Below are 23,470 nucleotides of genomic sequence, written 5' to 3' on the forward strand. Positions count from 1 at the left end.
CTTACTTCTTCAGTTGCTCCTTAAGCGCTAACAGCTTGGCGAATGGCGAATCAAGATCGACCCGTGCAGGCCGTTCATTAAAGCGCTTGCCTCCCTGTGCGCCCACATCCCGTTTAGAATGCCGGTTGCCATTTTCCCGAGGCTTACCTTTAAAGCCCTCACGCTTGCCCTGCCCTTCGCCATCATTCCGCTTAGGCTTGTCAAAGCGCTTGCCGCGATGCTCAGAAGAGGATTGCCCGTCATTATCCGATTTACGCGCTTCTCCTCGCATATGTCGGTTTTGGCGTGCACGGTTTTCATGAGTGCGACCACGGCCTTCAAACCGACCTTGACGCCAGATCAAAACCGGCTTTGGCGCCTCAGCAATTTCGGTCTGTTCAGCCTCGTCGGCAGACGGCTGTTCTCCTGCAGGAAGCGCAACTTTTGCCGGCTCTTCACTTACCTTCTGTTCAACGACAGGCGCCGGTACCGGCTCCGCATCAGGCACTGCAGGTTTCTCATTCGCCACTGCTGCGGCTGGAACCGCTGGCTTGAAAACCGCTTCCTGCTCCGCAGCCTCTGCCGCCTCAGCCGCAAATGCATCAAGCTCAGCAAGCTTTTCCGCCACTTCTACAGCATTGGCTTCCTCATGTCGGTAGCCCAGGCTCTTGAGAATCTCTTCCATATCTTCGGGCGTAGCACCCAAAATCGACATCATTGCCGGCGTGACAATAAAACGGTTGCCATTATAGGCCCCGTCTGGCCGCTCGCCTGCACCGGGCCGCCATGCGAGTGCTGGACGGATAAGATCCGCTAGACGCTCCAATATATCGATGCGAACGGCCCGACGGCCCAAAACGCGATAGCCCGCCAAACGATAAAATATCGGGTCAAAATTTGGGTCCACGACAGCCGAGGTACGGCCAGCCGCCAAAACATTGACCACATCGCCATAACCGGGACGTTCGCGACCATCATTCTTCAATGACCAAAGTAAAGTGATCAGACCTGCCGGAGCAGGCTTAAGCAGCATGGGCATGAAAATATGATAAGCGCCAAAGCGCACACCGAGACGGCGCAGGGCTGCGCGTGAATCTTGGTCAAGCCCGCGCACTTCCTCAGCCACGTCACGGCGCTGCAGAATACCAAGTTTTTCGACCAGCTGAAACGCAAGTCCGCGCGTCATCCCAGTCAGGGCATCGGCACTGGCAAGATCTGTGAGCGGTTTTAGAACCGATTCAATATGATGAGCGACAAAACGTTCGATACGTGCCGCAACCTTATCGCGCATCGGGCCGGTAAGCTGCTCATCGGCCAAAATAACTGCACGCGGCTTCAGAACGTCTTCACCTGCCACCAAGGTTGCGACCGTCGCACCCACCCAGCGCAATATACCATCCGAACCCAACGCAAAATCGCCATTAGGCGCAGCGGCGAAACGCTCCGCGCGGCGTTCGAATTCGGCGGCCAGCGCCTTTTGTGCGGCACCCTTTACCGCTTTGGCGTCCGGCCCTTCAGCCTGAACATCAGCGGTAAAACGGAATCCTTCCAGTTGCCCGACATTATGGCCTTCGACAATCACGTCTCCGGTCGAGCTGATTTCTGCTTCTAGCATGGCATTCTCTCTCAGGCGCCTCATAAGCACGCTTGTCCTGCGGTCTACAAAGCGTTTCGTCAACCTTTCATGCAGCGCATCGGACAGTCTGTCCTCTATTTCGCGCGTCTTTTCCTGCCAGTGTGTCGGATCAGCAAGCCATCCGGGCCTGTGCGACACAAATGTCCAGGTTCGAATTTGTGCCACGCGATGCGAGAGGGCGTCAATTTCCCCCTCCATATTATCCGCGAGACGCACCTGTTTACTCATATAATCTTCATCAACGCTCCCCCGGCGCACCAGATCCTGATAAATATTTGCTATAATTTCGGCATGTTGTGCAGGCGCTATCTTACGATAATCAGGAAGCGCACAGGTATCCCATAAAAGCGCGATGCGAGAGGGTCCTGTTGCAAGCCGCAAAATCTCCTCATCTCTTGTTAGATTTTCCAGCGCCTGCTGATCGACAGCAGGCAGCGCCTTGGCCAAACCTTCAACCGGACTTGGCTTTTCTAAAGAGCGCCGCAAAGAATCGATAGAAGAAAAATCCAACTGGGCCGTTCGCCACTGCAAGACCTTTACCGAATCAAATGCGTGCGCCTCGACCCGCTCCACAAGAGCTGCATCAAAAGGATCTACCTGACCCGTTACGCCGAAAGTCCCATCTCGCAAATGCCGCCCAGCGCGGCCAGCGATCTGCCCCACCTCCGATGGCGTCAAATCTCGAAATTGATAGCCATCGAATTTTCGATTCTGGGCAAAAGCCACATGATCGACATCAAGATTAAGCCCCATGCCGATGGCGTCGGTCGCAACGAGAAAATCAACATCACCCGACTGGTAAAGCTCAACTTGGGCATTGCGTGTACGCGGAGAAAGCGCGCCCATCACCACCGCCGCACCTCCGCGCTGGCGCCGGATCAGTTCAGCGATGGCATAAACTTCATCCGCAGAAAAAGCGACAATTGCAGAACGATTGGGAAGGCGAATAATTTTTTTAGAGCCTGCATAGTGAAGCTGGGAAAGCCGTGGACGCGTCACGACATGTATGCCGCGCAACAGTTTTTCCAAAATACCGCGCATGGTTGCCGCGCCCAGCAGCAAGGTTTCCTGCCGTCCGCGCAAATGCAAGATCCGATCGGTAAAAATATGGCCCCGCTCAAGATCACCCGCCAGTTGCACCTCATCAATCGCAACAAAGGCAACATCGGTTTGCCGTGGCATTGCCTCAACAGTGCAAACCGAATAGCGCGCTTGAGGTGGAACGATTTTCTCTTCACCCGTCACCAATGAAACATTCGCGGCACCGACTTTTTCGACCACCCGGTGATAGACCTCGCGAGCCAAGAGACGCAACGGCAGACCAATAATCCCGCTTTCATGCGAAAGCATGCGCTCAATCGCGAGATGCGTTTTTCCGGTATTGGTAGGCCCCAATACCGCTGTAACGTCGCGCCCACTCAAAATAAGTGGAAAATCATGGGCCGGGAGGTGGTTCATGCCAAATATTAGATTCCTCAAAATACTATGCGCTACATCACGCGATAGCATTATATGATCTGGCCCGAAAGCGCTCCGATCGAGTTTCACTGCATGTTTTAACGGCAGTAATTGGTTTTAACAAACCCGCAATTTAACAATTGGAACGAGTCTGGAACAAATCGACTACGAATCACTGACTCTCACGGCTTCGCCTTTTGTTCACTGCCATATCTAGTAGATGCGCCTCCACCGCGGCACCACAAGTTGAATCTTTATATATCACAAACTCATTACATAGTTGATCAAAGGCCGGATCCATTAACCTTTTAATCTCCTGCCTCTTCGGAAGCGCCCTACGCTTACTATGAATCAGAAAAATCGCAACTAAAACACTGTAACCTAGTGTAAAAAGGCCCTGTTTTCCCTACCAAAATTAACTTTTGGCTCAAAAATGGAACGAATCAGCTACGAATCGCTTTTATCGAGTTTTTCGTGGTTTGTTCTCACAACATATAGGGACTCACACACCTTCAAGCCACAACGAGACTGGTCTTTTATACAAAGGAATCGCGTCAAAGCCCCTGTGCGTTAACTTTTCCTCAAAGCCCCTGTGCGTTTCCCCTGCGCGTTAACTTTTCAATGTATAGGATAGGGCAGATTGGCCAGCCGTCCACCCTCCCACCGGCGATTAATCCCGCTCCACACAAAGCGCGATCCCCATTCCGCCGCCAATGCAAAGCGTTGCAAGACCTCTTTTTGCATCACGTCGCTTCATTTCATAAAGCAGTGTGGTCAGTACGCGTGCACCCGACGCGCCAATTGGATGACCGATAGCAATAGCACCGCCATTAACGTTGACGATTTCAGGATTGAGTCCCAAATCCCGAACCACTGCGCAGGATTGCGCTGCAAAAGCCTCATTCGCCTCCACCAGATCAAGATCATCCACGCTCCACCCGGCCTTCTCAAGCGCTTTCCGTGTCGCAGGAATAGGACCGGTCCCCATAATTGAAGGGTCAACCCCAGCCGTTGCCCAAGAAACGATACGACCTAAAGGCTCAATGTTACGTTTGTCCGCTTCGTCCGCCCTCATCAACACCAAAGCGGCTGCGCCATCATTGATGCCGGATGCGTTACCGGCTGTAACCGTACCTTCTTTATCAAAAGCAGGGCGCAACTTTGCCAAACCCTCTTTCGTGGTGCCGTGGCGGATATATTCATCTGCCGCTACAACCGTCTCACTTTTGCGCATTTTTACGGTAAAAGGCACGATTTCTTCGTCAAATTTGCCAAGTTTTTGCGCTGTTTCGGCTTTTAATTGCGAAGAAAGCGCAAATTCATCCTGTTCATCGCGTGATAAATTCCATTGTTTTGCAATATTTTCTGCCGTCGTGCCCATATGATAACCATGGAAGGCGTCAGTTAGTCCGTCTTTCAACATCGTATCGACGAACTTGAAATCGCCCATTTTTACGCCGCTGCGTAAATGCGCACAATGTGGCGCGAGAGACATTGATTCCTGACCGCCCGCTACAATGATTTTCGCGTCACCAGCCAAAATCTGCTGCATACCAAGCGCCACCGCACGAAGTCCTGATCCGCAAAGCTGATTGACGGAAAAGGCGGTAGCCTCATTGCTGCATCCTGCCGCCATTGCCGCCTGACGCGCCGGATTCTGCCCCTCACCCGCTGTCAGTACCTGCCCGAGAATGACTTCATCGACATCGGTCGCCGCAACACCCGCTCGCTCCAATGCAGCACGGATCGCTGCGGCACCAAGCTCATGTGCAGGAATATTGGCAAAAGCTCCGTTAAACGAGCCTACTGCCGTGCGTGCTGCACTGGCAATCACCACCGCTCCGGTTCCAGCCGATACAGTCATTTCATCCTCCTTAGAAACCCTTGCGAGAGACAAAGACCAAATTGCCCAGCTTGGCAAGTTCGGGGAGAGTTCGTGGCGATTATTTCAATGATTTTTACGAAAATTATAAAACAGAGTCCGCCCCTGCTGCCAGACGATGATGATATTGCACCGCCGAATTATCATCCAGCCTAACCGCCCAATATCATCCAGCCCAATAGGCCCGATAAAAAGAAAAACCGCTTCCAGTTTTCTGAAAACGGTTTTTAAACGATCTACAACACGCCAGATCCGAAGATCGGCGCTATGTCAGATTTATTCCTTAGCCTCGAGAACCTGACGCCCACGATACATACCGCTCTTCAGATCGATATGGTGAGGACGGCGAAGTTCGCCCGAGTTCTTGTCCTCGACATAGGTCGGGGCCTTGAGTGCGTCAGCCGAACGGCGCATGCCGCGCTTCGACGGAGACGTTTTTCGTTTAGGTACAGCCATGGATTCAGCTCCACTGATCGGTCGATAAAAGTCCGGCACGGCCCCGGCGGAGCCTGTCACAGCGGACAAAATTCCGGAAAGTCCCGTGCCTATACACGCTATCTGTGCATTTGACCAGCGGGAGTCTTATATTTTTTTATTTTCCGCACCTAGCTGATGCAAGCCACATAGGGGCCTGCCTTGGCGGCACGACCTGCAATAATGCGCGCTATCCGCTGCATATTACGGGTGGGTTTGGCAGGATTACGCAAAAGAGGGTTGGGCAATGTCACCGCAAGCAGCGCCGATTGCTGCGCATTGAGCTTTGATGCAGGCCTATTAAAATAATGTTGAGCGGCGGCTTCGATTCCGTAAATTCCTGGCCCCCATTCTGCGATATTGAGATAGATCTCCATAATACGGCGTTTGGATAGAATCATGTCTGCGGTCACAGCCAGCGGAAATTCGAGCGCTTTACGAATATAAGAGCGACCATTCCACAAAAACAGATTCTTCACCGTTTGCATGGTGATAGTCGATGCCCCCCTGCTTGGACCGCCGTCTCGTGCATCATCAAGCACGAGGCTAAGTTGATGCCAGTCAACACCTTTATGGCTACAAAACTGCCCGTCTTCAGCCATCATCACTGAATTCACCAACACTGGCGCGACTTCATCAAGATTGACCCATCGGCGATCAACCTCCTGAAGAAGCACCATGTCAGCAATCATGAGTGTGGATACGGGATGAACCCGATTAGCCGAATAAATCAAGATTAGTAAAAACGGCAGTAAAAGCAAAATCAGCAAAAATTTGAATACAAAAGCGACACCTCGGCCCCGGCGCGGCTCGGCGAGATAATTACGCCCATCCTTTTTCTTGATAATGACCTTTGCCACCGCTTCGCCTGATTGCCTGAACCCTAAAGGCTTTCTTAACAGATTAGCTCTCGATTCCATAATCTGGCATCAGATACAAGCAACAATCACGTAACCATAATCTACGCCCCTATGAAAAAGCCTAAGCCAATCTTGATCATTGGTTGACGCTGAACCCAGTTTCGTCCATCCCGTTTCTATGGAAAACTTGTCTATCGATTTTGTTCAAACCCTGAACCGCCGCGCTTCCGAAATCGAAGCGGTTCTGACCACTTTGCTGGACCAGCGTTTACGGGCTGGCGAGATTGCGCGACCTGAACGGCTTCTGGCGGCAATGCGTCACGGCGCGCTAAATGGCGGCAAAAGATTACGCCCCTTCCTCGTGATTGAGAGCGCCGCTTTATTCGGCAAATCCGGCGAGGCTGTATTGCGGGTTGCTGCGGCTCTGGAAGCAATCCACTGCTATTCCCTTGTGCACGACGATTTACCCGCAATGGATGATGACGATCTGCGTCGCGGTCAACCCACCGTGCACCGGGCTTTTGATGAGGCTGCAGCTATTCTCGCAGGCGACGGCTTGCTAACCTATGCTTTTGACATCATCGCATCAGACGACACAGATCTGCCGCCACAGATACGTTTACAATTGGTTGCAGCCTTAGCCCGTGCGGCGGGACTTGGCGGAATGGTGGGCGGACAGGCTCTGGATCTGATGGCAGAAACCAGCAAACCAGACGAAGCCGGTATCATTACTCTTCAAGCCATGAAAACCGGCGCATTGATCCGCTTTGCCTGCGAAGCTGGCGCTATCATTGCCAATGCGCCGCGTGAAGACCGTGAGCGCATGGCCGAATTTGGCTCGGCCATTGGCCTCGCCTTCCAACTTGCAGATGATCTGCTTGATGTCACATCCGATGCTGATTCTATGGGCAAAGCCACTGGCAAGGACGCAGCAGCTGGAAAAGCAACTCTGGTCTCCCTGCACGGAATTGATTGGACCAGACAGCAGCTTTCCGGCCTAGTGGATCAAGCTGAAAGTCTGCTTGAGCCCTATGGGGCAGAAGCAAAAATTCTCATACAGGCAGCCCGCTTTATTGCGGAACGACAGAATTAATCAGGAAGCAACCTTGCGGCCCATGCCAAAGCGGTTTTCGATATAATCAGCAACCATCTTTTGGAAGTCTTCAGCAATATCCGGGCCGCGCAATGTAGCCACTTTCTTACCATCGACGAAAACAGGCGCCGAAGGCGTCTCGCCGGTTCCGGGAAGCGAAATGCCAATATCGGCATGTTTCGATTCGCCCGGTCCATTCACAATACAGCCCATAACCGCGACCGAGAGCGCTTCGACGCCCGGATATTTCTCACGCCAAACCGGCATATTATGGCGTATATCTTCCTGAATAGTCTGCGCCAACTCCTGAAACACCGTAGAAGTTGTGCGTCCGCATCCCGGGCAAGCCGCCACAATTGGGATGAACTGACGAAAACCCATAGTCTGGAGCAGTTCCTGCGCCACCTGCACTTCGCGCGTCCGGTCACCGCCCGGTTCTGGCGTTAGCGAAACGCGGATCGTATCGCCAATTCCCTGCTGCAACAAAATTCCCATCGCCGCCGATGATGCAACCACGCCTTTCGTGCCCATGCCTGCTTCCGTCAAACCCAGATGCAATGCATGGTCGCAACGTTGCGCCAGCATGGTGTAAACCGCAATCAGATCCTGAACCTGACTGACCTTTGCTGACAGAATGATCTTATCGCGCGAAAGACCGATCTCTTCTGCAAGATTTGCTGAAATCAAAGCTGATTGCACAATAGCTTCGCGCATGACTTCCTGCGCGCTCAAAGGTGCCCCCTCAGCCTGATTACGATCCATCAATGTGGTCAGAAGTTCCTGATCTAACGAACCCCAATTAACCCCAATTCGGACCGGTTTGTCATGGCGGATAGCCATTTCAACAATATCGGCAAATTGTTTGTCTTTCTTATCTTTAAAACCGACATTGCCCGGATTGATGCGATATTTGGCCAAAGCTTCCGCACAGCCCGGATGATCGGCAAGCAATTTATGTCCAATATAATGGAAATCTCCGACCAGCGGAACATTCAGTCCGAGCCGTTCCAGCCGTTCCCGAATCTTAGGAACCGCCGCAGCCGATTCGTCGCGATCAACCGTGATGCGCACAATCTCGGAGCCTGCCTTATGCAGCGCTGCCACTTGTGCGACTGTGGAATCCACGTCAGCAGTATCAGTATTGGTCATGGACTGCACGACGACCGGCGCACTACCGCCCACCACAACGCCGCCAACGTCTACCCCGACGGATTGGCGGCGGGGAAAAGGATACGGAAAATATTTGGGGGTCTCGCAAGACATATTGTTCTGTTCTTTATCTGACGCAAACCGGTTCATAGCAGTAAAAGCTTTCACCGGACTCGCTCCTGATCGGGCCTGCATTCAGGTGGCGCGACTAAACACATTTGTCAATGCCAGCGAGCTTTAAGTTTATATATTCGCTGGCCGCGGCACTGTAATCAAGCCAAGAGAAGCAACTTAATATTCACCATAGCGCATACTATGGCTATGGCAGGGCATAATCGAACTTAATTCCTATTATCCGCATAACGCGCTAAACCTGAAAACATCAACACAATCAAGAGCAGCACCGGCATGGCGAGGAAAACCACACCAAATCCGCTATGCCGCGCCACGAAGCCGATCAGCGAGGGCGCAACCAGCATTCCCGAATAACCCATTGTGGTGGCAATCGACAGGCTGACGCTTGGATTAACGCCGGGAATATTTCCCGCCGTGGAAAATGCAATCGGCACCATATTTGATATTCCGATACCACAAATAGCAAAGCCCACAATCACCCCATAAGGATGATAAGAGAGCCCCACAATCACCAATCCGCCAATCGCGATCAATGTGCATATACGCAGTGTTTTGATAGCTCCGAAGCGATCTCGCACCAGATCACCAGCAAAGCGCATCGCCGCCATCGTAAATGAGAAGGCCGCAAAGCCAAATCCGGCCACGACCACCGACGCGCCCAGCTCTTCTTTGAGATAATAGGCACCCCAATCGATAATCGCTCCTTCCGGAATCATCGAGAATAGCGCAATGACACCAATAAGCCACGGCAGGGGTTGCCGCGGAAATGTCAATTTCGGCTTAGGTCCTGTTTGATGATCATGACGGTCAGGGATAATTCTGGGCCAAGCTACAGACAGCAGCACCACTGCCACTATCAATGTCACAACCGCATGAGTAACCGGGCCAAGATAGGCAATCATCACGCCGCCGCTTGCCGAGCCTATCAACCCGCCCAGACTCCAGAATGCATGACAGGACGACATAATCGCCCGCCGCATCGACTTTTCCACCGCCACTGCATTGGCATTCATCGCCACGTCCATGGCCGCTATTGCACCACCGAAATAAAACATTGCGAAAATCGCAACCGGAATATTCGGAGCAAGGGAAATAACCAGTAAAACCGGGGCCAGCGCTACGGCTGTGATCCGCACCACAATTCCAGAGCCGTAATTTGCAGATAAACCGCCCGCAACCGGCATGAGAGCCAGCGATCCAACGCCGAACACGAAGATCATCAATCCCATTCCGGCGCTATCTAGGCCAAGCCGCGTCGCAAATTCAGGGATTTTAGGAGCCCAGCCACCGAACAAATAGCCGTTCATCAAAAAGAGCAGCGCTACCGCCACACGCTCTCTGGTGATTATTGGCGCAGGACTTTCCTGCGCCACGCCGCGTTCGGTAATCTCCACCATTCCATCTCTCAAACTGGATACGGATTACTCCGCATAAACGATGAGCAAATCCTTCGCGTCGATCGCTTCGCCCGGCCGCACCAAAACTTCGGCAATCACACCATCGCGTTCAGCGCGCAGCGCTGTCTCCATTTTCATAGCTTCAATGGAAAGCAACACGTCGCCAGCCTTAACCGTCTGACCAACGGAAACCGCAACGGTCGAGACAACGCCAGGCATTGGAGCCCCAAGCTGACGGTCATTACCATGCTCAACCTTACGCTTGACCCCGCCTGACGCGCCCTTGGCGCGGTTGGGCACCTTGACACGACGCGGCTGGCCATTGAGTTCGAAGAACACAGTCACCATGCCCTTCTCGTCGGTTTCACTGATCGCCTGATTGACGATCACAAGCGTTTTGCCGCGTTCAAGATCAACGAAAACCTCTTCTTCCGGCTTAAGACCATAAAAATAGACCGGAGTCGGCAGCACACTGGTTGGACCATATTCTTGCTGTGCCGCAGCAAAGTCTGTGAACACTTTTGGATACATCAGGGCAGAAGCAAATTCCTGATCGGAAATTTCACGACCCACTATTTCCTCAACCGACTTGCGTTCCGCATCAAGATCTGCTGGCGGGAGCAAAGCACCCGGACGCTCGGTAAACGGCTTTTCGTCCTTAAGCACCTTTTTCTGCAGCGCTTTCGGCCATCCCGCAGGCGGCTGTCCGAGATCACCACGCATCATGGAAACCACAGAATCGGGGAATGCAATATCCTTATCCGGATTTTCGACATCGGCCACCGTCAAATCTTGGCTAACCATCATCAGCGCCATGTCTCCCACCACCTTAGAAGATGGCGTGACTTTGACGATATCACCAAACATGCGGTTCACATCGGCATAGGCTTGAGCAACCTCGTGCCAGCGCGTTTCAAGCCCCAGCGAACGCGCCTGTTCCTTCAAATTCGTGAATTGGCCGCCCGGCATTTCATGCAGATAGACCTCAGAAGCTGGCCCTTTAAGGTCGGTTTCAAATGCCGCATATTGATTGCGTACCGCCTCCCAATAGAAGGAAATCCGGCGAATTGATTGCGTATCAAGCCCCGGATCGCGTTCAGAGCCATGCAGAGCCTCAACAATCGAGCCTAGGCAAGGCTGTGAAGTATGGCCCGAAAACGCGTCCATCGCCGCATCAACCGCGTCAACTCCAGCATCAACCGCAGCCAAGACAGTCGCTGCCGAAATGCCCGACGTGTCGTGAGTGTGGAAGTGGATCGGCAGATCGGTTTCCTCGCGCAAGGTTTTGAATAACACCCGTGCCGCTGCCGGTTTTAACAACCCGGCCATATCCTTAACCGCGATAATATGTGCGCCTGCCTTTTCGACTTCTTTCGCCAGATTGACATAATATTTGAGGTCATATTTCGCGCGATCAGGATTGAGAATATCTCCCGTATAACAGATCGCCGCTTCGCAGAGCTTATCCTCTTCGAGCACCGCATCCATCGAGACGCGCATATTCTCTACCCAGTTGAGACTGTCAAACACACGGAACAGATCCATGCCACCGCGCGCAGCTTCGCGGACGAAATATTTCACCACATTGTCAGGATAGCTTTTGTAACCGACGCCATTGGCCCCGCGCAAAAGCATCTGCAATAAGATATTGGGCGCAGCTTCGCGTATTTTCGCCAGACGCTCCCAAGGGTCTTCCGTCAGAAAGCGCATAGAGACGTCGAAAGTCGCCCCGCCCCAGCACTCAAGCGAGAACAGATCAGGCAGCGCCTGCGCATAGGAATTAGCAATGCGCGCAATATCATAAGTGCGCACACGCGTTGCCAAAAGCGACTGGTGCCCATCGCGCATAGTGGTGTCGGTAACCAGAACGCGCTTTTCATTGCGCATCCACTCACTGAATTTGCGCGGGCCTAGCTGATCCAGCAATTGCTTGGTGCCGTCCTGAATTGGCTTATCGCCAAACCAAGGTATTTGCGGCTTTGCAGCATCTGCGGAAGGCTTCGCCCTTCCCTTGGTTTCTGGATGCCCGTTGACCGTCACATCAGCAATATAGGTGAGCAGTTTGGTAGCCCGATCCTGCCGCTTCATCTGTGTAAAAAGTTCAGGCGTGCTATCGATGAAACGGGTTGTGTAATCATTCGATTGGAATTTCGGATGATTGATAATGGCTTCAACAAAAGTCAGATTGGTCGACACGCCACGAATACGGAACTCACGCAAAGCCCGATCCATACGGCGAATGGCTTCAAGCGGCGTCGTGCCTGAAGCTGTAACCTTGACCAGCAACGGATCGTAAAAACGAGTAATCACCGCTCCTGAATAGGCTGTGCCGCCATCAAGCCGGATGCCAAAACCAGACGCTGAACGATAGGCCTGAATACGTCCATAATCGGGAATGAAATTCTGTTCAGGATCTTCGGTCGTGATACGACATTGCAGCGCATGACCATTCAGGCGAATTTCTGACTGCGGTGGCACGCCCGATGCCGGCGTTCCAATAACAGCACCATCCAGAATGTGAATTTGCGCTTTCACAATGTCGATGCCCGTCACTTCTTCAGTGATCGTATGTTCAACCTGAATGCGCGGATTAACCTCAATGAAATAAAACGCGCCGGTATCAACATCCATCAGAAATTCGACGGTGCCCGCACCAATATAATCGGTAGCATTCGCGATCTTTAACGCATAACTCGCCAATTCCTCGCGCTGCTGGTCGTTGAGATAGGGGGCCGGAGCACGCTCTACAACTTTCTGGTTGCGTCGCTGAATTGAGCAATCACGCTCATAAAGATGCACCGCATTCCCATGCATATCTCCAAGGATCTGCACTTCGACATGGCGCGCACGCTCAATAAGCTTTTCGAGATAAACCTCATCCTTGCCAAATGCCGCCATGGCTTCACGCTTGGCCGCGGTCACTTCCCGCTCTAAATCTTCTTCGGCGCGAATGACGCGCATCCCACGTCCGCCACCGCCCCAGCTGGCTTTGAGCATCAAAGGATAGCCAACCTCAGCCGCAAGCTTTTTTACCTGCTCAATATCATCGGGCAAAGGCTCTGTTGCCGGAATAACCGGCACGCCAACTTCGATTGCCAGATTGCGTGCCGCCACCTTATTGCCAAGTCGACGCATGGTTTCTGGCTTTGGTCCGATAAAGATTATATTATTTTGCGCGCAGGCTTCCGCAAATTCTGGACTCTCTGCCAAAAGTCCATAACCGGGATGAATAGCGTCAGCGCCAGACAGCTTCGCCACTCGAATAATTTCATCAATCGAAAGATAGCTTTCAATCGGCCCCAAATCGCGCTCTAAATGCGGGCCGCGTCCGACTTGATAACTCTCATCGGCTTTAAAACGATGCAGTGAAAGTTTGTCCTCTTCCGCCCATATTGCCACGGTTTTGAGGCCCAGTTCATTTGCGGCGCGAAATACGCGAATGGCGATTTCTGAACGGTTGGCGACCAGAATTTTTCTGATAGGCAAAACAGTACTCCCTTACTGCATTGAGTGAGCAATTGATTAACCTGCATTAAGAGCGAGTGCAAACGAACTATTCAAAGACGTTTAAAAAACTTATGCCCGGCTAACCGGGCATAAGCTACAATAGACCTATCAGGCTGGTTGGTAATCAGACGCCTATTTCTGGAAGTAATTATACTTGCCATCATCACCCTTGCGCCATTCGAACATGACATAAGGAGAAAGCGTAGGATCGCCATTTTCGTCATAGCTAACCTCGCCCAGAACGGTGTCAAACGGGCCTTTTTCTTTGAGCGAGATGGCAACTTCTTGCGGGTCATTGCTGCCAACAGCATTGGCTGCAGCGACGAGTGACTGGACACCAGCATAAGCGTAGAATGTATAGGCTTCAGGCTCAAAACCTTTCTCGCGGAACGCTGCGATCAACTCTGCATTTGCTTCGTCATCACGCGGGTCCGGACCGAAAGTGTTCAACACACCCGCTACTGCGTCACCCGCAATTGAGGCCAATTCGTTAGAAACAATGCCATCACCAGAAATGAATTGTGCGTCCAAATTTTGATCCGCCATTTGACGAATAATCAAACCGGCTTCGCCATGCATACCGCCCCAGTAAACAACGTCGATACCGGCGGCCTTCATTTTTGAAATAAGTGCAGAGAAATCCTTATCGCCCTGATTGACGCCTTCATAAAGCGCTTCTTTCTTGCCATTTTCATTCAAAGACTTCTTCGTTTCATCGGCAAGCCCCTGTCCGTACGGTGTTTTGTCATGCAGGATAGCAACTTTGCCGTCTTTATAATTGTCGGCGATATATTTTCCGGCAACAATGCCCTGCTTGTCATCACGGCGGCAGGTACGGAACGTATTCCAAAGTCCGCGCTCAGTATAGGTGGGGTTGGTGGTGCCCGGCGCGATCATCAACACGCCATTTTCAGCATAAATTTCTGAAGTAGGAATACTGACACCGGAATTGAAGTGACCGATAATGAACTGGACGCCATCACCAACAAACTTGTTGGCCACCGAGATACCCTGGCGCGGGTCGGCCGCATCATCACCATAAACAATAGTGATCTGCTCGCCGTTCATACCTCCCTTGGCATTGGCTTCTGCAACTGCTGCTTCAACACCGCGTTTGATCTGTTCACCAAAAGCAGCCTGTCCGCCTGTTAGTGGCGCGCCTACACCCAATAGCACATCGGCGAAGGACGTTCCGCCCATTGCAAGAAGCGCAGAGAAGCAAACACCGCAGAACAAAGATTTCTTCATTTTCAATCAACTCCCATTCATCAAAGGCCGACTGGCCGTCGCAACTATTGTTGCGTGCTGTCCGCAGGCCTTCGGCCGTAAGGACATTAAGTCTGGCGCCACCTCTGTTGACGTCTCATGACCTAAGCCATGAAAAACACCTGCCAGAAGTCTGCTAATCGGCGCGCCAAAGCCCGCACTCGTCCCCCAAAGGGCTTGTCACCGAGGCAACAGACAATTTGCTCTACCACCTAAGTTGGCATCGCAAAAATTGTCTACCCCAAAGAATAGTGACTTCATTTTCTTTTTGCATGACATTATGTTTCGTATAGCATTCAAGTAAAAAGACGCCCAGCCTGAGCCGGGCATCTTCTAACAGCTTTGAACTATACTGAAAAATATTTACTGCTGGATGTAATTATATTTCCCATCCTCGCCCTTTTCCCACTTATATATCACGTAGCCAGGAAGCTTGGGATCACCTTTCTCATCATAGGCGAGGTCGCCAAGAACAGTCTTGAACGGCCCCTTTTCTTTGAGCGCGGTCGCAATTTCCTGAGGGTCATTGCTTCCCGCTGCTTTAGCAGCTTGGGCAAGCGACTGAACTGCTGCATAAGAATAAAGGGTGTAAGCTTCCGGTTCAAAACCCTGATCACGGAATTGCTGCACAAGCTCAGCATTATCCGGGTTATTGCGAGGGTCTGGACCGAACGTGTTAAGCGTTCCTTCGACAGCATCACCCGCTATCGAAGCCAATTCATTGGAAACAATACCGTCGCCCGAGATGAACTGAACTTCAAGACCCTGGTCCGCAAGCTGACGGATGATCAGGCCAGCCTCAGCGTGCATGCCACCCCAATATAGAACACTCACACCCTGCTGCTTAAGCTTTGCGATAAGCGCCGAGAAATCCTTCTCGCCGACATTCACGCCTTCATAAATTGTTTCTTTGATACCAAGTTCGTTGAGCTTTTTCTTGGTTTCATCGGCAAGCCCCTGTCCATAAGGGGTCTTATCGTGAATGACAGCAATCTTGGCATCCTTGAAGTTGTCGGCAATATACTGCCCCGCAACGATGCCTTGCTGATCATCTCGACCGCAGGTACGGAAGGTGTTCCACAATCCGCGATCAGTATATACCGGATTAGTGGCACCGGGCGAGATTTCAAGAATTCCATTTTCTGCATAAACTTCGGAAGCCGGAATGGCGACACCGGAGTTAAAATGCCCAATGACAACCTTCACACCATCGGCGGCAAATTTGTTAGCGACAGAAATGCCCTGTTTCGGATCGGATACGTCATCGCCAAGGGTGATGGTGATCTGTTCACCATTAAGGCCCCCGGCATCATTGATCTCCTTGATTGCAGCTTCCGCTCCTTTTTGAATCTGTGCCCCATAGACCGCATTGGGCCCGGTCAAAGGCGCGCCAATGCCGACAAGAAAATCGGCGCAGGCTGAACCTGAAAATGCTAGGACTGCGGCCAATGCCACGCCTGAAAAAAGCGACTTTTTCATCATAAAACTCCCAGTTTTGTTACCCCGACCGATGTTTTGCATCGGTTGTTATTCGCTGAGTAATCAGCAACATCTACGTTGATTTTCCAACGTGATCTTTGAAAAAAGGCCCCGCCACAAGGTGGCGGAGCCCTAAATTATTTTGCTTTCCAACTCAGTGGGGACGATCTTTCGTATAACCATCCATACTGGTTTACCATTTGTTTGGTGCGCGTATATCGGAAAGCTACTGATCCGATGATGACCAGCACTGCGGCATCTACCAGATAGTAGTGTAATGATAGCAACGTGCCCTCAAACAGCGCATAATGAATAAAACGGACCGCAGCGGCCAATGGCAGTAGATAAAGCAATAGCTGCACATAAGAGCGCCAAGTTTGCGCACAGGCGCGTCCTGTCATCCACGCAGCCCAGCCGCCCAAAAGGCACGTGATCAGGAAAAACAGCCAAAATGACGGTTCTTCATGAAGAATTCCCTGCATATTGTCCTCCCTAGTGCCTTCCACCTTCAAGATAAGCCGCTCTCACTTCCGGGTCTGCCAGCAATTCGCGTCCTGACCCGCTCATTGTGATCGTTCCATTGACCATAACATAACCACGATCAGCAAGCTTGAGCGCACCAAAAGCATTCTGCTCGACCAGAAATACCGACAGTCCCTGCGTGCGGTTTAATTCTTTAATAGCGTCAAAAATCTGCTTAACGATCAGCGGAGCCAGACCCAATGAAGGTTCGTCTAGCAGAAGCAAACGAGGCCGGGCCATCAAAGCACGTGCAATCGCAAGCATCTGCTGCTCACCTCCCGAAAGAGTTCCACCACGTTGATTGATACGTTCCTTCAATCGTGGGAACAGATCAAACATAAGTTTCGAATCTTCCTCGAAATATTTCTGATTATCGAGACTTGCTCCCATTTGCAGATTTTCAAGCACGGTCATTCGCGGGAAAATCCGGCGCCCTTCGGGAGATTGTGCCACGCGCAGTTTCGCAATTTCATGCGGCGGCATATGGGTGATATCGCGTCCCTCATAAATGATGCGACCGCTGCGCGCACGCGGTGACCCGAAAATCGTCATCATAAGAGTGGATTTGCCGGCACCATTGGCACCGATCAACGTTACGATTTCCCCCTCATCAACGCTTAGATCAATACCTTTAAGCGCGCATATATTGCCGTAATAGGTCTCGACCTTATCAACGACGAGAAGAGGTTGTTTTTTCTGCACGGTTTCAGCCTGCATCACTTGCCTCCATCCGTCGGTTTTTTCTTGTCTTGTTGAACCTCTTCCGAAGCATGTCCCTGATCCGTTGCGTCATCTTCCGCTTCGACTTCCTCTATCGCCTCGTCAGCGAGTTTAGCCGTCACAACATCCAAAGCATCAACAACACCCGGCTTGCCAACTTCCTCGACAAGCTCAACAACTTCTTCGTCATCCACCCCAAGATAGGCGGCAATAACGCGCGGATCATTCTTCACTTCATCAGGCGTTCCATCGGAAATTTTCGTACCATATTCGAGCACAATGACATGATCCGAAATTTCCATAACGACCGACATATCGTGTTCAATAAGCAGGATCGAGGTTCCCGTTTCCTTGCTGATATCAATCAGAAGCTTATTGAGCATCGCCGACTCTCGCGGATTAAGCCCCGCCGCAGGCTCATCCAGACAGAGCATTTCTGGTTCGGTACACATCGCACGGGCAATTTCCAGACGACGTTGATCACCATAGGGAAGATCACCGGCCGGATCGTCAGCACGAGCAATAAGATCGACCTTTTCCAGCCAATATCGAGCCTTTTCAATAGCCTCTTTGGCTGCCTTTTTATAGGCTGGCAGGCCAAGCAAACCCATTATTGTATATCCAGAAGAACGCATTAATGGATTATGCTGTGCTACAAGCAGATTTTCCAAAACCGTCAGCCCGGAAAAAAGCCGGATATTCTGGAAAGTCCTTGCTACCCTCGCCTGCTGGGTTATCTTGAAATCTGGGAGACGTTCCAAAAGGAAACTTTCACCCGATTTCAGTCGCATAGTCAGCATGCCGCCGGTGGGTTTATAGAAACCCGTGATGCAATTGAACACTGTTGTTTTACCGGCTCCGTTCGGTCCGATAATTGCTGTTATCTCGCCGCGCTTGACCTCGAAACTGAGATCATTAATCGCGACAAGTCCTCCAAATCGCATTGATAGATGTTCTACCGCGAGAATGGTGTCTTTCGAACCATTGTCAGGCATTATTTTCGTCTCCGCCATCAGCCGTGCCCCTCCTTGGTAAAGGCACCCGACACCATCTTTTTCTCATTGAGAAACGCACTTGGCTCTCGGCTTCCGACAAAACCACGTGGTTTCCAGACCATGACAACAACCATTGCCAGACCGAAAATGAGCATACGATAGAGTTCCGGTGTGAAGTTCGGCCCGAAAATAGCTTTTAGGAAGCTCATTTCGCGAAGAATTTCTGTACCCCCAATCATAACGACCGAGGCAACGGCAATTCCCACAAGCGACCCCATACCGCCAAGCACCACGATGGCCAGGATGACCGCTGATTCAAGGAAGATGAAGGATTCAGGGCTCACAAACCCTTGACGGGCTGCGAAGAAAGACCCGGCAAATCCGCCAAACATCGCACCAATCGCAAAAGCAGTCAGCTTTGTTGTGGTGGTGTTTATTCCCAGCGAGCGACAGGCAATTTCGTCTTCACGCAACGCTTCCCATGCTCGTCCGACCGGCATGCGACGCAAGCGAATCGTCACCCACGCCGTTAGCAATGCAAGCAGAAGGATGATGTAATAGAGGAAGAATTTATAATGAGCAGCAGAGAATGTGAGTCCGAAATATGCCGCAAATCCATCCTTGCTGGCATTGAAAGGCAATCCAAAAAACGTTGCTTTTGCAATGCCTGAAATTCCGAAAGTACCGCGGGTCAGATCGGTCCAATTTATGAGCACAAGCCGAATAATTTCACCGAATGCAAGCGTCACAATTGCCAGATAGTCTCCGCGAAGACGGAGCACTGGGAAACCTAAAATGACACCCCAGGTCGCAGCCAGCAAGCCGGCGACGGGCAGCAATACCCAAAAGGACCAACCGAAATAGCTCGAAAGAATTGCGTAGCTATATGCACCAACCGCATAAAACGCGACATAGCCAAGATCAAGCAGTCCAGCCAGCCCGACCACGATATTGAGGCCCCAGGCCAGCATCACATAGATGAGGATCTGAACGCCGAAATTATCGACCCATTTTAGTGAACCCTGCCAGCCGAGCATTCCGACAATCAAAATCGGATAGATGAAGAGAAAAATCACACCAATTTGTGAAAAATGCTTCACAAAAAATGATCGCTCTTCAACCACTCCAACGGGACGGCTATTTTTTTTGAGCTTACGTGCCTCCAACCATGGATTCACGAAAGCCACGAATACGAAGCGCCCCACTGCGGCCAATGCAACGAGAATTGCTAAAGCATCCCAACGCTGAACCAATACTAATTCATTGTTGATATTCTGATCCGTTTTGAATCCGACAATCAAAACGAACAGCCCGAGAGCCAGCAGACCGGAAATAATACCTTCGCGTATCGCCCGGACGATCAGGGAATCCGGACGTGAACTTGTTTGAACGGCCATGATTACACCTTTTCGACTTCAGGACGACCAAGAATGCCGGACGGCATGAAGATCAGAACGATGGCGAGGATCGAGAAGGCTGCAACGTCTTTGTAATCAATCGAAAAATAAGCCGACCATAAAGCCTCGATCAGACCGATCAACAATCCGCCAACCACAGCACCCGGGAGCGATCCGATGCCACCCAAAACTGCGGCGGTGAACGCCTTGACGCCGGGAATAAAACCATCGGCAAATGAGATTACGCCATAGAAAGACAGGTAAAGAGTACCCGCCACTGCAGCTAGCATCGCGCCCATAACAAAGGTGAGGGAAATGACCCGATCAACATTGATGCCAAGCAAAGCTGCCATCTTGCGATCTTGCTCGCAAGCGCGCTGAGCACGGCCAAGCGAAGTGCGGTTGACCACATACCAAAACACCGTCAGCAGCACCGCCGTCACCACGATAACGACAATCTGTTTTAAAGAGATCGTAACATTGGTGCCAAGGAGATTATATGTCCCGCTGAGCAGATTAGGCACCGGCTTGTTGCGCGGGCCCTGTGTCACCTGAACGAAATTCGATAGTGCTATCGACATACCAATGGCGGTGATCAAAGGCGCGAGCCGAAAAGAACCGCGCAAAGGCCTATAGGCCATACGCTCGATCACCCAACTCCAAAGCCCGGTCAAGAGCATGGCGACAACCATCATCAAAAGCAGCACTAATGCCAGTGGCAGCGCACCTATGAAAGTCGTAATTATCAGAAAAACGATCAGCGCCATAAACGCACCGAGCATAAACACATCGCCATGCGCGAAGTTGATCATGCCGATAATGCCGTAAACCATCGTGTAACCGATGGCGATCAATCCATAGATCGATCCGAGCGCTAACCCGTTGATCACTTGCTGGAGAAAATATTCCATAGAAAAGCCACCCATTTAATTCTTCCGGAATCTTTTTGCCGCATCATTCTTTCGTGCAGTTGTTATTTTCCCGGTGCAATTACACCTAACGGCTGTATTGAGGATTGCAACCCCTTTATTTAATTTCAAAGAGCAACGCTCTATTCTTTTTCTAAATTAGTTATGTCCCCCAAAATGCGGCATGTATATATTCTTTTCCCCTACCAATTTCGTATCTGACAGGTTTTTTCACACCCTGCAAACCCCTAATTCTTCGTTTAAATATTTTTCTCGTCTCAACCGTACTGGATTCACCCGACAATGAAGCCATGTGCGAATGGATCTCGATCATCTATGAAGATCGTATTATACCCTGTCATTCTGGCCCAGCCGGCGATTGAGGGCACGATTCCCGGCTTTCCAGCCACATCAACGGCCTCTTCTACACGGCCATGAAAAAGCGAACCGATGATTGATTCGTGGACGAATTCATCGCCCGGTTTGAGTTTGCCTTTAGCAGCAAGTTGAGCCATTCGGGCCGAAGTCCCCGTCCCACATGGCGAACGATCAATCGCCTTATCGCCGTAAAACACCGCGTTGCGCGCATGGGCTTGCGGGTGATTCGGCTCTCCGGTCCAAAGAATATGCGTCAAACGATTAATATCTTTGAGTTCCGGATGTTGGAATTTATACGCATCGTTCAACCGTTCTCGGAGAACCGGACTCCACGCGATCAATTGCAGTGCCGTATAATCTTTCATATCGGTGTAGTTTTCTTGCGGCTCGACGATCGCATAGAAATTCCCACCATAAGCCACGTCGACTTTGAGCAAACCCAGATCAGGACATTCGACCTCAAGTCCTTCCGCATATAGAAATGCGGGGACATTCGTTAGCCTCACCCGCTCTACAAATTGGCCATTTTGTTCATACTCAATTGCTACAAGCCCGGCTGGCGTATCTAAATTAAGCTTTCCCGGTATTTTGGGTGTAACCAGCCCCTGCTCAATCGCCATCGTCACGGTCCCGATCGTTCCGTGACCACACATTGGCAGACAACCTGAAGTCTCAATGAATAAAACAGCAACGTCGCAATCAGGTCTTGTCGGCGGATAAAGGATCGAACCTGACATCATGTCATGCCCGCGCGGCTCAAACATTAAACCGGTGCGGATCCAGTCATATTCTGCGAGAAAATGTGCTCGCTTTTCCATCATGGTGGAGCCTTGCAGGTTCGGCCCCCCTCCGGCCACGAGCCTGACCGGATTGCCACAAGTATGCCCGTCCACGCAGAAAAACGAGTGTCTTGCCATAATATTCAGCTCCCAAAACGTCGAGGGTTGAAGGGTTCAATGTCGATGACCGGCTGTTTCTGGGTAATCAGATCGCAAATCAAGCGAGCCGTAGCCGCAGATTGCGTTAGCCCAAGATGCCCATGACCAAAACCATAATAAATATTTCCTCCGCTTGAAGCTTTACCGATAACGGGAAGAGAATCCGGCAGCGACGGACGGTACCCCATCCACTGACGGCCATTCTCAGTTTTAAGTCCCGGAAGAAACTTCGCTGCTTTCTTAAGCATAGCCTCGGAGCGAGTGTAATTGGGCGGTAGCTCCAACCCGCCAAACTCCACCGCACCACCGACGCGCAAACCCGTTGCCATCGGCGTAATAACAAATCCATGCCCTGGAAAAATAAGCTGACGTCTGACGTCAAAACTGCCAACCGGCAATGTCGTATTATAACCACGCTCGGTATCAAGCGGCAGAGGATCACCCAAAACCTTGGTAAGCTGGTGTGACCAAGCGCCCGCAGTAATCACAAGCTGGTCAGCCACAATATTGTTTCCGTCAGCAAGCCGGATCTCGCCGCCCTGCTCATATCGGCCTACCGACACCACCTGCGCTTTATGAAAACGGGCTCCCAATCTTTCGGCATAGGCCCAGATTGCCTGACCGAATAATTTAGGATCACTAACATTTTTCCATCCCGGAACAAAAGTTCCAGCGACGAAACGGGGGCTTAAACCGGGTTGCAACTCCATCAATCTTGAGCCGCGCACATGCTCATAGGCAATACCCGCTTGATCTCGAATATCCCATCCCGGTTGCGATGCTGCCAGTTCGGCTTCACTTTCATAAAGCTCGAGACTGCCATCTTCGCGCAAAAACTCCCGAAGATTTGCACGATCAATCAATGCGAGCATTTCGCTCTCAGCGAGCCGCATAATCTTTGCTTGCGTTTCAGCGGTTTTAGCCAAAACCTGCTCACGACTAGCTCGCCAAAAATGGTAGAGCCAGGGCACCATTTTGGGAAAATAACTGGGCCGGATGGACAATGGTCCCAAAGGATCAAACAACCAGCCCGGAACCTTTTTGATAATACCCTTCGACGCCAATGGGAGAATATCCGAGAAAGCCAAAGCTGCAGCATTTCCCGAGCTTGTTTCTTCGCAAATCCCGGTGCGGTCTACCAAGAGCACTTTTCTTCCCGCTTCCTTCAGCAAAGCGGCAGTAGCTATCCCAACAATACCAGCACCGACAATAACGACATCCTGACGCCCCCTCCCGTTCAAATTCATTAATTTTGGCTCCCCTATTCTTAGCCCCGTAAATCAAAAGCTTAATTTTG

16 protein-coding genes and 1 pseudogene are annotated in these 23,470 nt (G+C 51.3%); 1 reads left to right on the forward strand and 16 read right to left on the reverse strand.

The window, feature by feature from the left end; all coding sequences use genetic code 11:
• Position 1: 1 nt before the first annotated feature.
• The 4 genes from C7374_RS07780 to mtgA all read right to left on the reverse strand — a co-directional run bounded on the left by C7374_RS07780 (position 2) and on the right by mtgA (position 6,349).
• Positions 2-3,073 carry a helicase-related protein gene (locus C7374_RS07780; protein WP_111575134.1) on the reverse strand — a complete coding sequence of 1,024 codons (3,072 nt, stop codon included), beginning with the start codon at positions 3,071-3,073 and terminating at the stop codon, positions 2-4.
• A gap of 670 nt (positions 3,074-3,743) precedes the next feature.
• Complete coding sequence (locus C7374_RS07785) at positions 3,744-4,937, reverse strand: acetyl-CoA C-acetyltransferase (RefSeq protein ID WP_111575061.1); 1,194 nt, start codon at positions 4,935-4,937, stop codon at positions 3,744-3,746.
• A 294-nt stretch (positions 4,938-5,231) separates the two neighbouring features.
• A complete protein-coding gene (rpmF, locus tag C7374_RS07790; RefSeq protein WP_006467787.1) occupies positions 5,232-5,411 on the reverse strand; it encodes a 50S ribosomal protein L32 in 180 nt (59 codons plus the stop codon).
• 149 nt (positions 5,412-5,560) lie between these two features.
• Positions 5,561-6,349, reverse strand: a complete 789-nt coding sequence (mtgA, locus tag C7374_RS07795; RefSeq protein WP_111575062.1) for a monofunctional biosynthetic peptidoglycan transglycosylase — start codon at positions 6,347-6,349, stop codon at positions 5,561-5,563.
• A 118-nt stretch (positions 6,350-6,467) separates the two neighbouring features.
• On the opposite strand from mtgA, the gene C7374_RS07800 reads away from it, so the two are divergent.
• Positions 6,468-7,382 carry a polyprenyl synthetase family protein gene (locus C7374_RS07800; RefSeq protein ID WP_111575063.1) on the forward strand — a complete coding sequence of 305 codons (915 nt, stop codon included), beginning with the start codon at positions 6,468-6,470 and terminating at the stop codon, positions 7,380-7,382.
• Here the strand turns inward: C7374_RS07800 and ispG are convergent, their stop codons facing one another.
• From ispG to C7374_RS07860, 12 genes and pseudogenes are all read right to left on the reverse strand, one after another.
• Positions 7,383-8,645 (reverse strand): flavodoxin-dependent (E)-4-hydroxy-3-methylbut-2-enyl-diphosphate synthase, encoded by a 1,263-nt coding sequence (gene ispG, locus C7374_RS07805; protein WP_111575135.1) that lies wholly within the window; start codon positions 8,643-8,645, stop codon positions 7,383-7,385.
• A gap of 227 nt (positions 8,646-8,872) precedes the next feature.
• Positions 8,873-10,063, reverse strand: a complete 1,191-nt coding sequence (locus C7374_RS07810; protein WP_483459062.1) for an MFS transporter — start codon at positions 10,061-10,063, stop codon at positions 8,873-8,875.
• Positions 10,064-10,087: 24 nt separating this feature from the next.
• Positions 10,088-13,549, reverse strand: coding sequence for a pyruvate carboxylase (gene pyc / locus C7374_RS07815; protein WP_111575064.1), 3,462 nt, complete (start codon positions 13,547-13,549; stop codon positions 10,088-10,090).
• Between the two features lie 153 nt (positions 13,550-13,702).
• Positions 13,703-14,818 carry a branched-chain amino acid ABC transporter substrate-binding protein gene (locus C7374_RS07820; protein ID WP_111575065.1) on the reverse strand — a complete coding sequence of 372 codons (1,116 nt, stop codon included), beginning with the start codon at positions 14,816-14,818 and terminating at the stop codon, positions 13,703-13,705.
• A gap of 381 nt (positions 14,819-15,199) precedes the next feature.
• Positions 15,200-16,315 carry a branched-chain amino acid ABC transporter substrate-binding protein gene (locus tag C7374_RS07825; RefSeq protein WP_111575066.1) on the reverse strand — a complete coding sequence of 372 codons (1,116 nt, stop codon included), beginning with the start codon at positions 16,313-16,315 and terminating at the stop codon, positions 15,200-15,202.
• 137 nt (positions 16,316-16,452) lie between these two features.
• Entirely contained in the window at positions 16,453-16,797 is a 345-nt protein-coding gene (locus tag C7374_RS07830) for a DUF6867 family protein (RefSeq protein ID WP_111575067.1), read from the reverse strand.
• Between the two features lie 10 nt (positions 16,798-16,807).
• Positions 16,808-17,554: an ABC transporter ATP-binding protein gene (locus C7374_RS07835; protein WP_111575068.1), complete on the reverse strand. Its 747-nt coding sequence runs from the start codon at positions 17,552-17,554 to the stop codon at positions 16,808-16,810.
• Between the two features lie 77 nt (positions 17,555-17,631).
• A pseudogene (locus C7374_RS07840) lies at positions 17,632-18,552 on the reverse strand (ABC transporter ATP-binding protein); the annotation flags it as partial.
• A 17-nt stretch (positions 18,553-18,569) separates the two neighbouring features.
• Complete coding sequence (gene livM, locus C7374_RS07845) at positions 18,570-19,949, reverse strand: high-affinity branched-chain amino acid ABC transporter permease LivM (protein ID WP_111575069.1); 1,380 nt, start codon at positions 19,947-19,949, stop codon at positions 18,570-18,572.
• 2 nt (positions 19,950-19,951) lie between these two features.
• Complete coding sequence (locus C7374_RS07850; RefSeq protein ID WP_111575138.1) at positions 19,952-20,860, reverse strand: branched-chain amino acid ABC transporter permease; 909 nt, start codon at positions 20,858-20,860, stop codon at positions 19,952-19,954.
• Between the two features lie 290 nt (positions 20,861-21,150).
• Entirely contained in the window at positions 21,151-22,152 is a 1,002-nt protein-coding gene (locus C7374_RS07855) for a 4-hydroxyproline epimerase (RefSeq protein WP_111575070.1), read from the reverse strand.
• A 5-nt stretch (positions 22,153-22,157) separates the two neighbouring features.
• Complete coding sequence (locus tag C7374_RS07860; protein WP_111575071.1) at positions 22,158-23,420, reverse strand: NAD(P)/FAD-dependent oxidoreductase; 1,263 nt, start codon at positions 23,418-23,420, stop codon at positions 22,158-22,160.
• Positions 23,421-23,470: the final 50 nt, after the last annotated feature.

The organism is Falsochrobactrum ovis, assembly GCF_003259955.1.
Taxonomy (GTDB): Bacteria; Pseudomonadota; Alphaproteobacteria; order Rhizobiales; family Rhizobiaceae; genus Brucella; species Brucella ovis_A.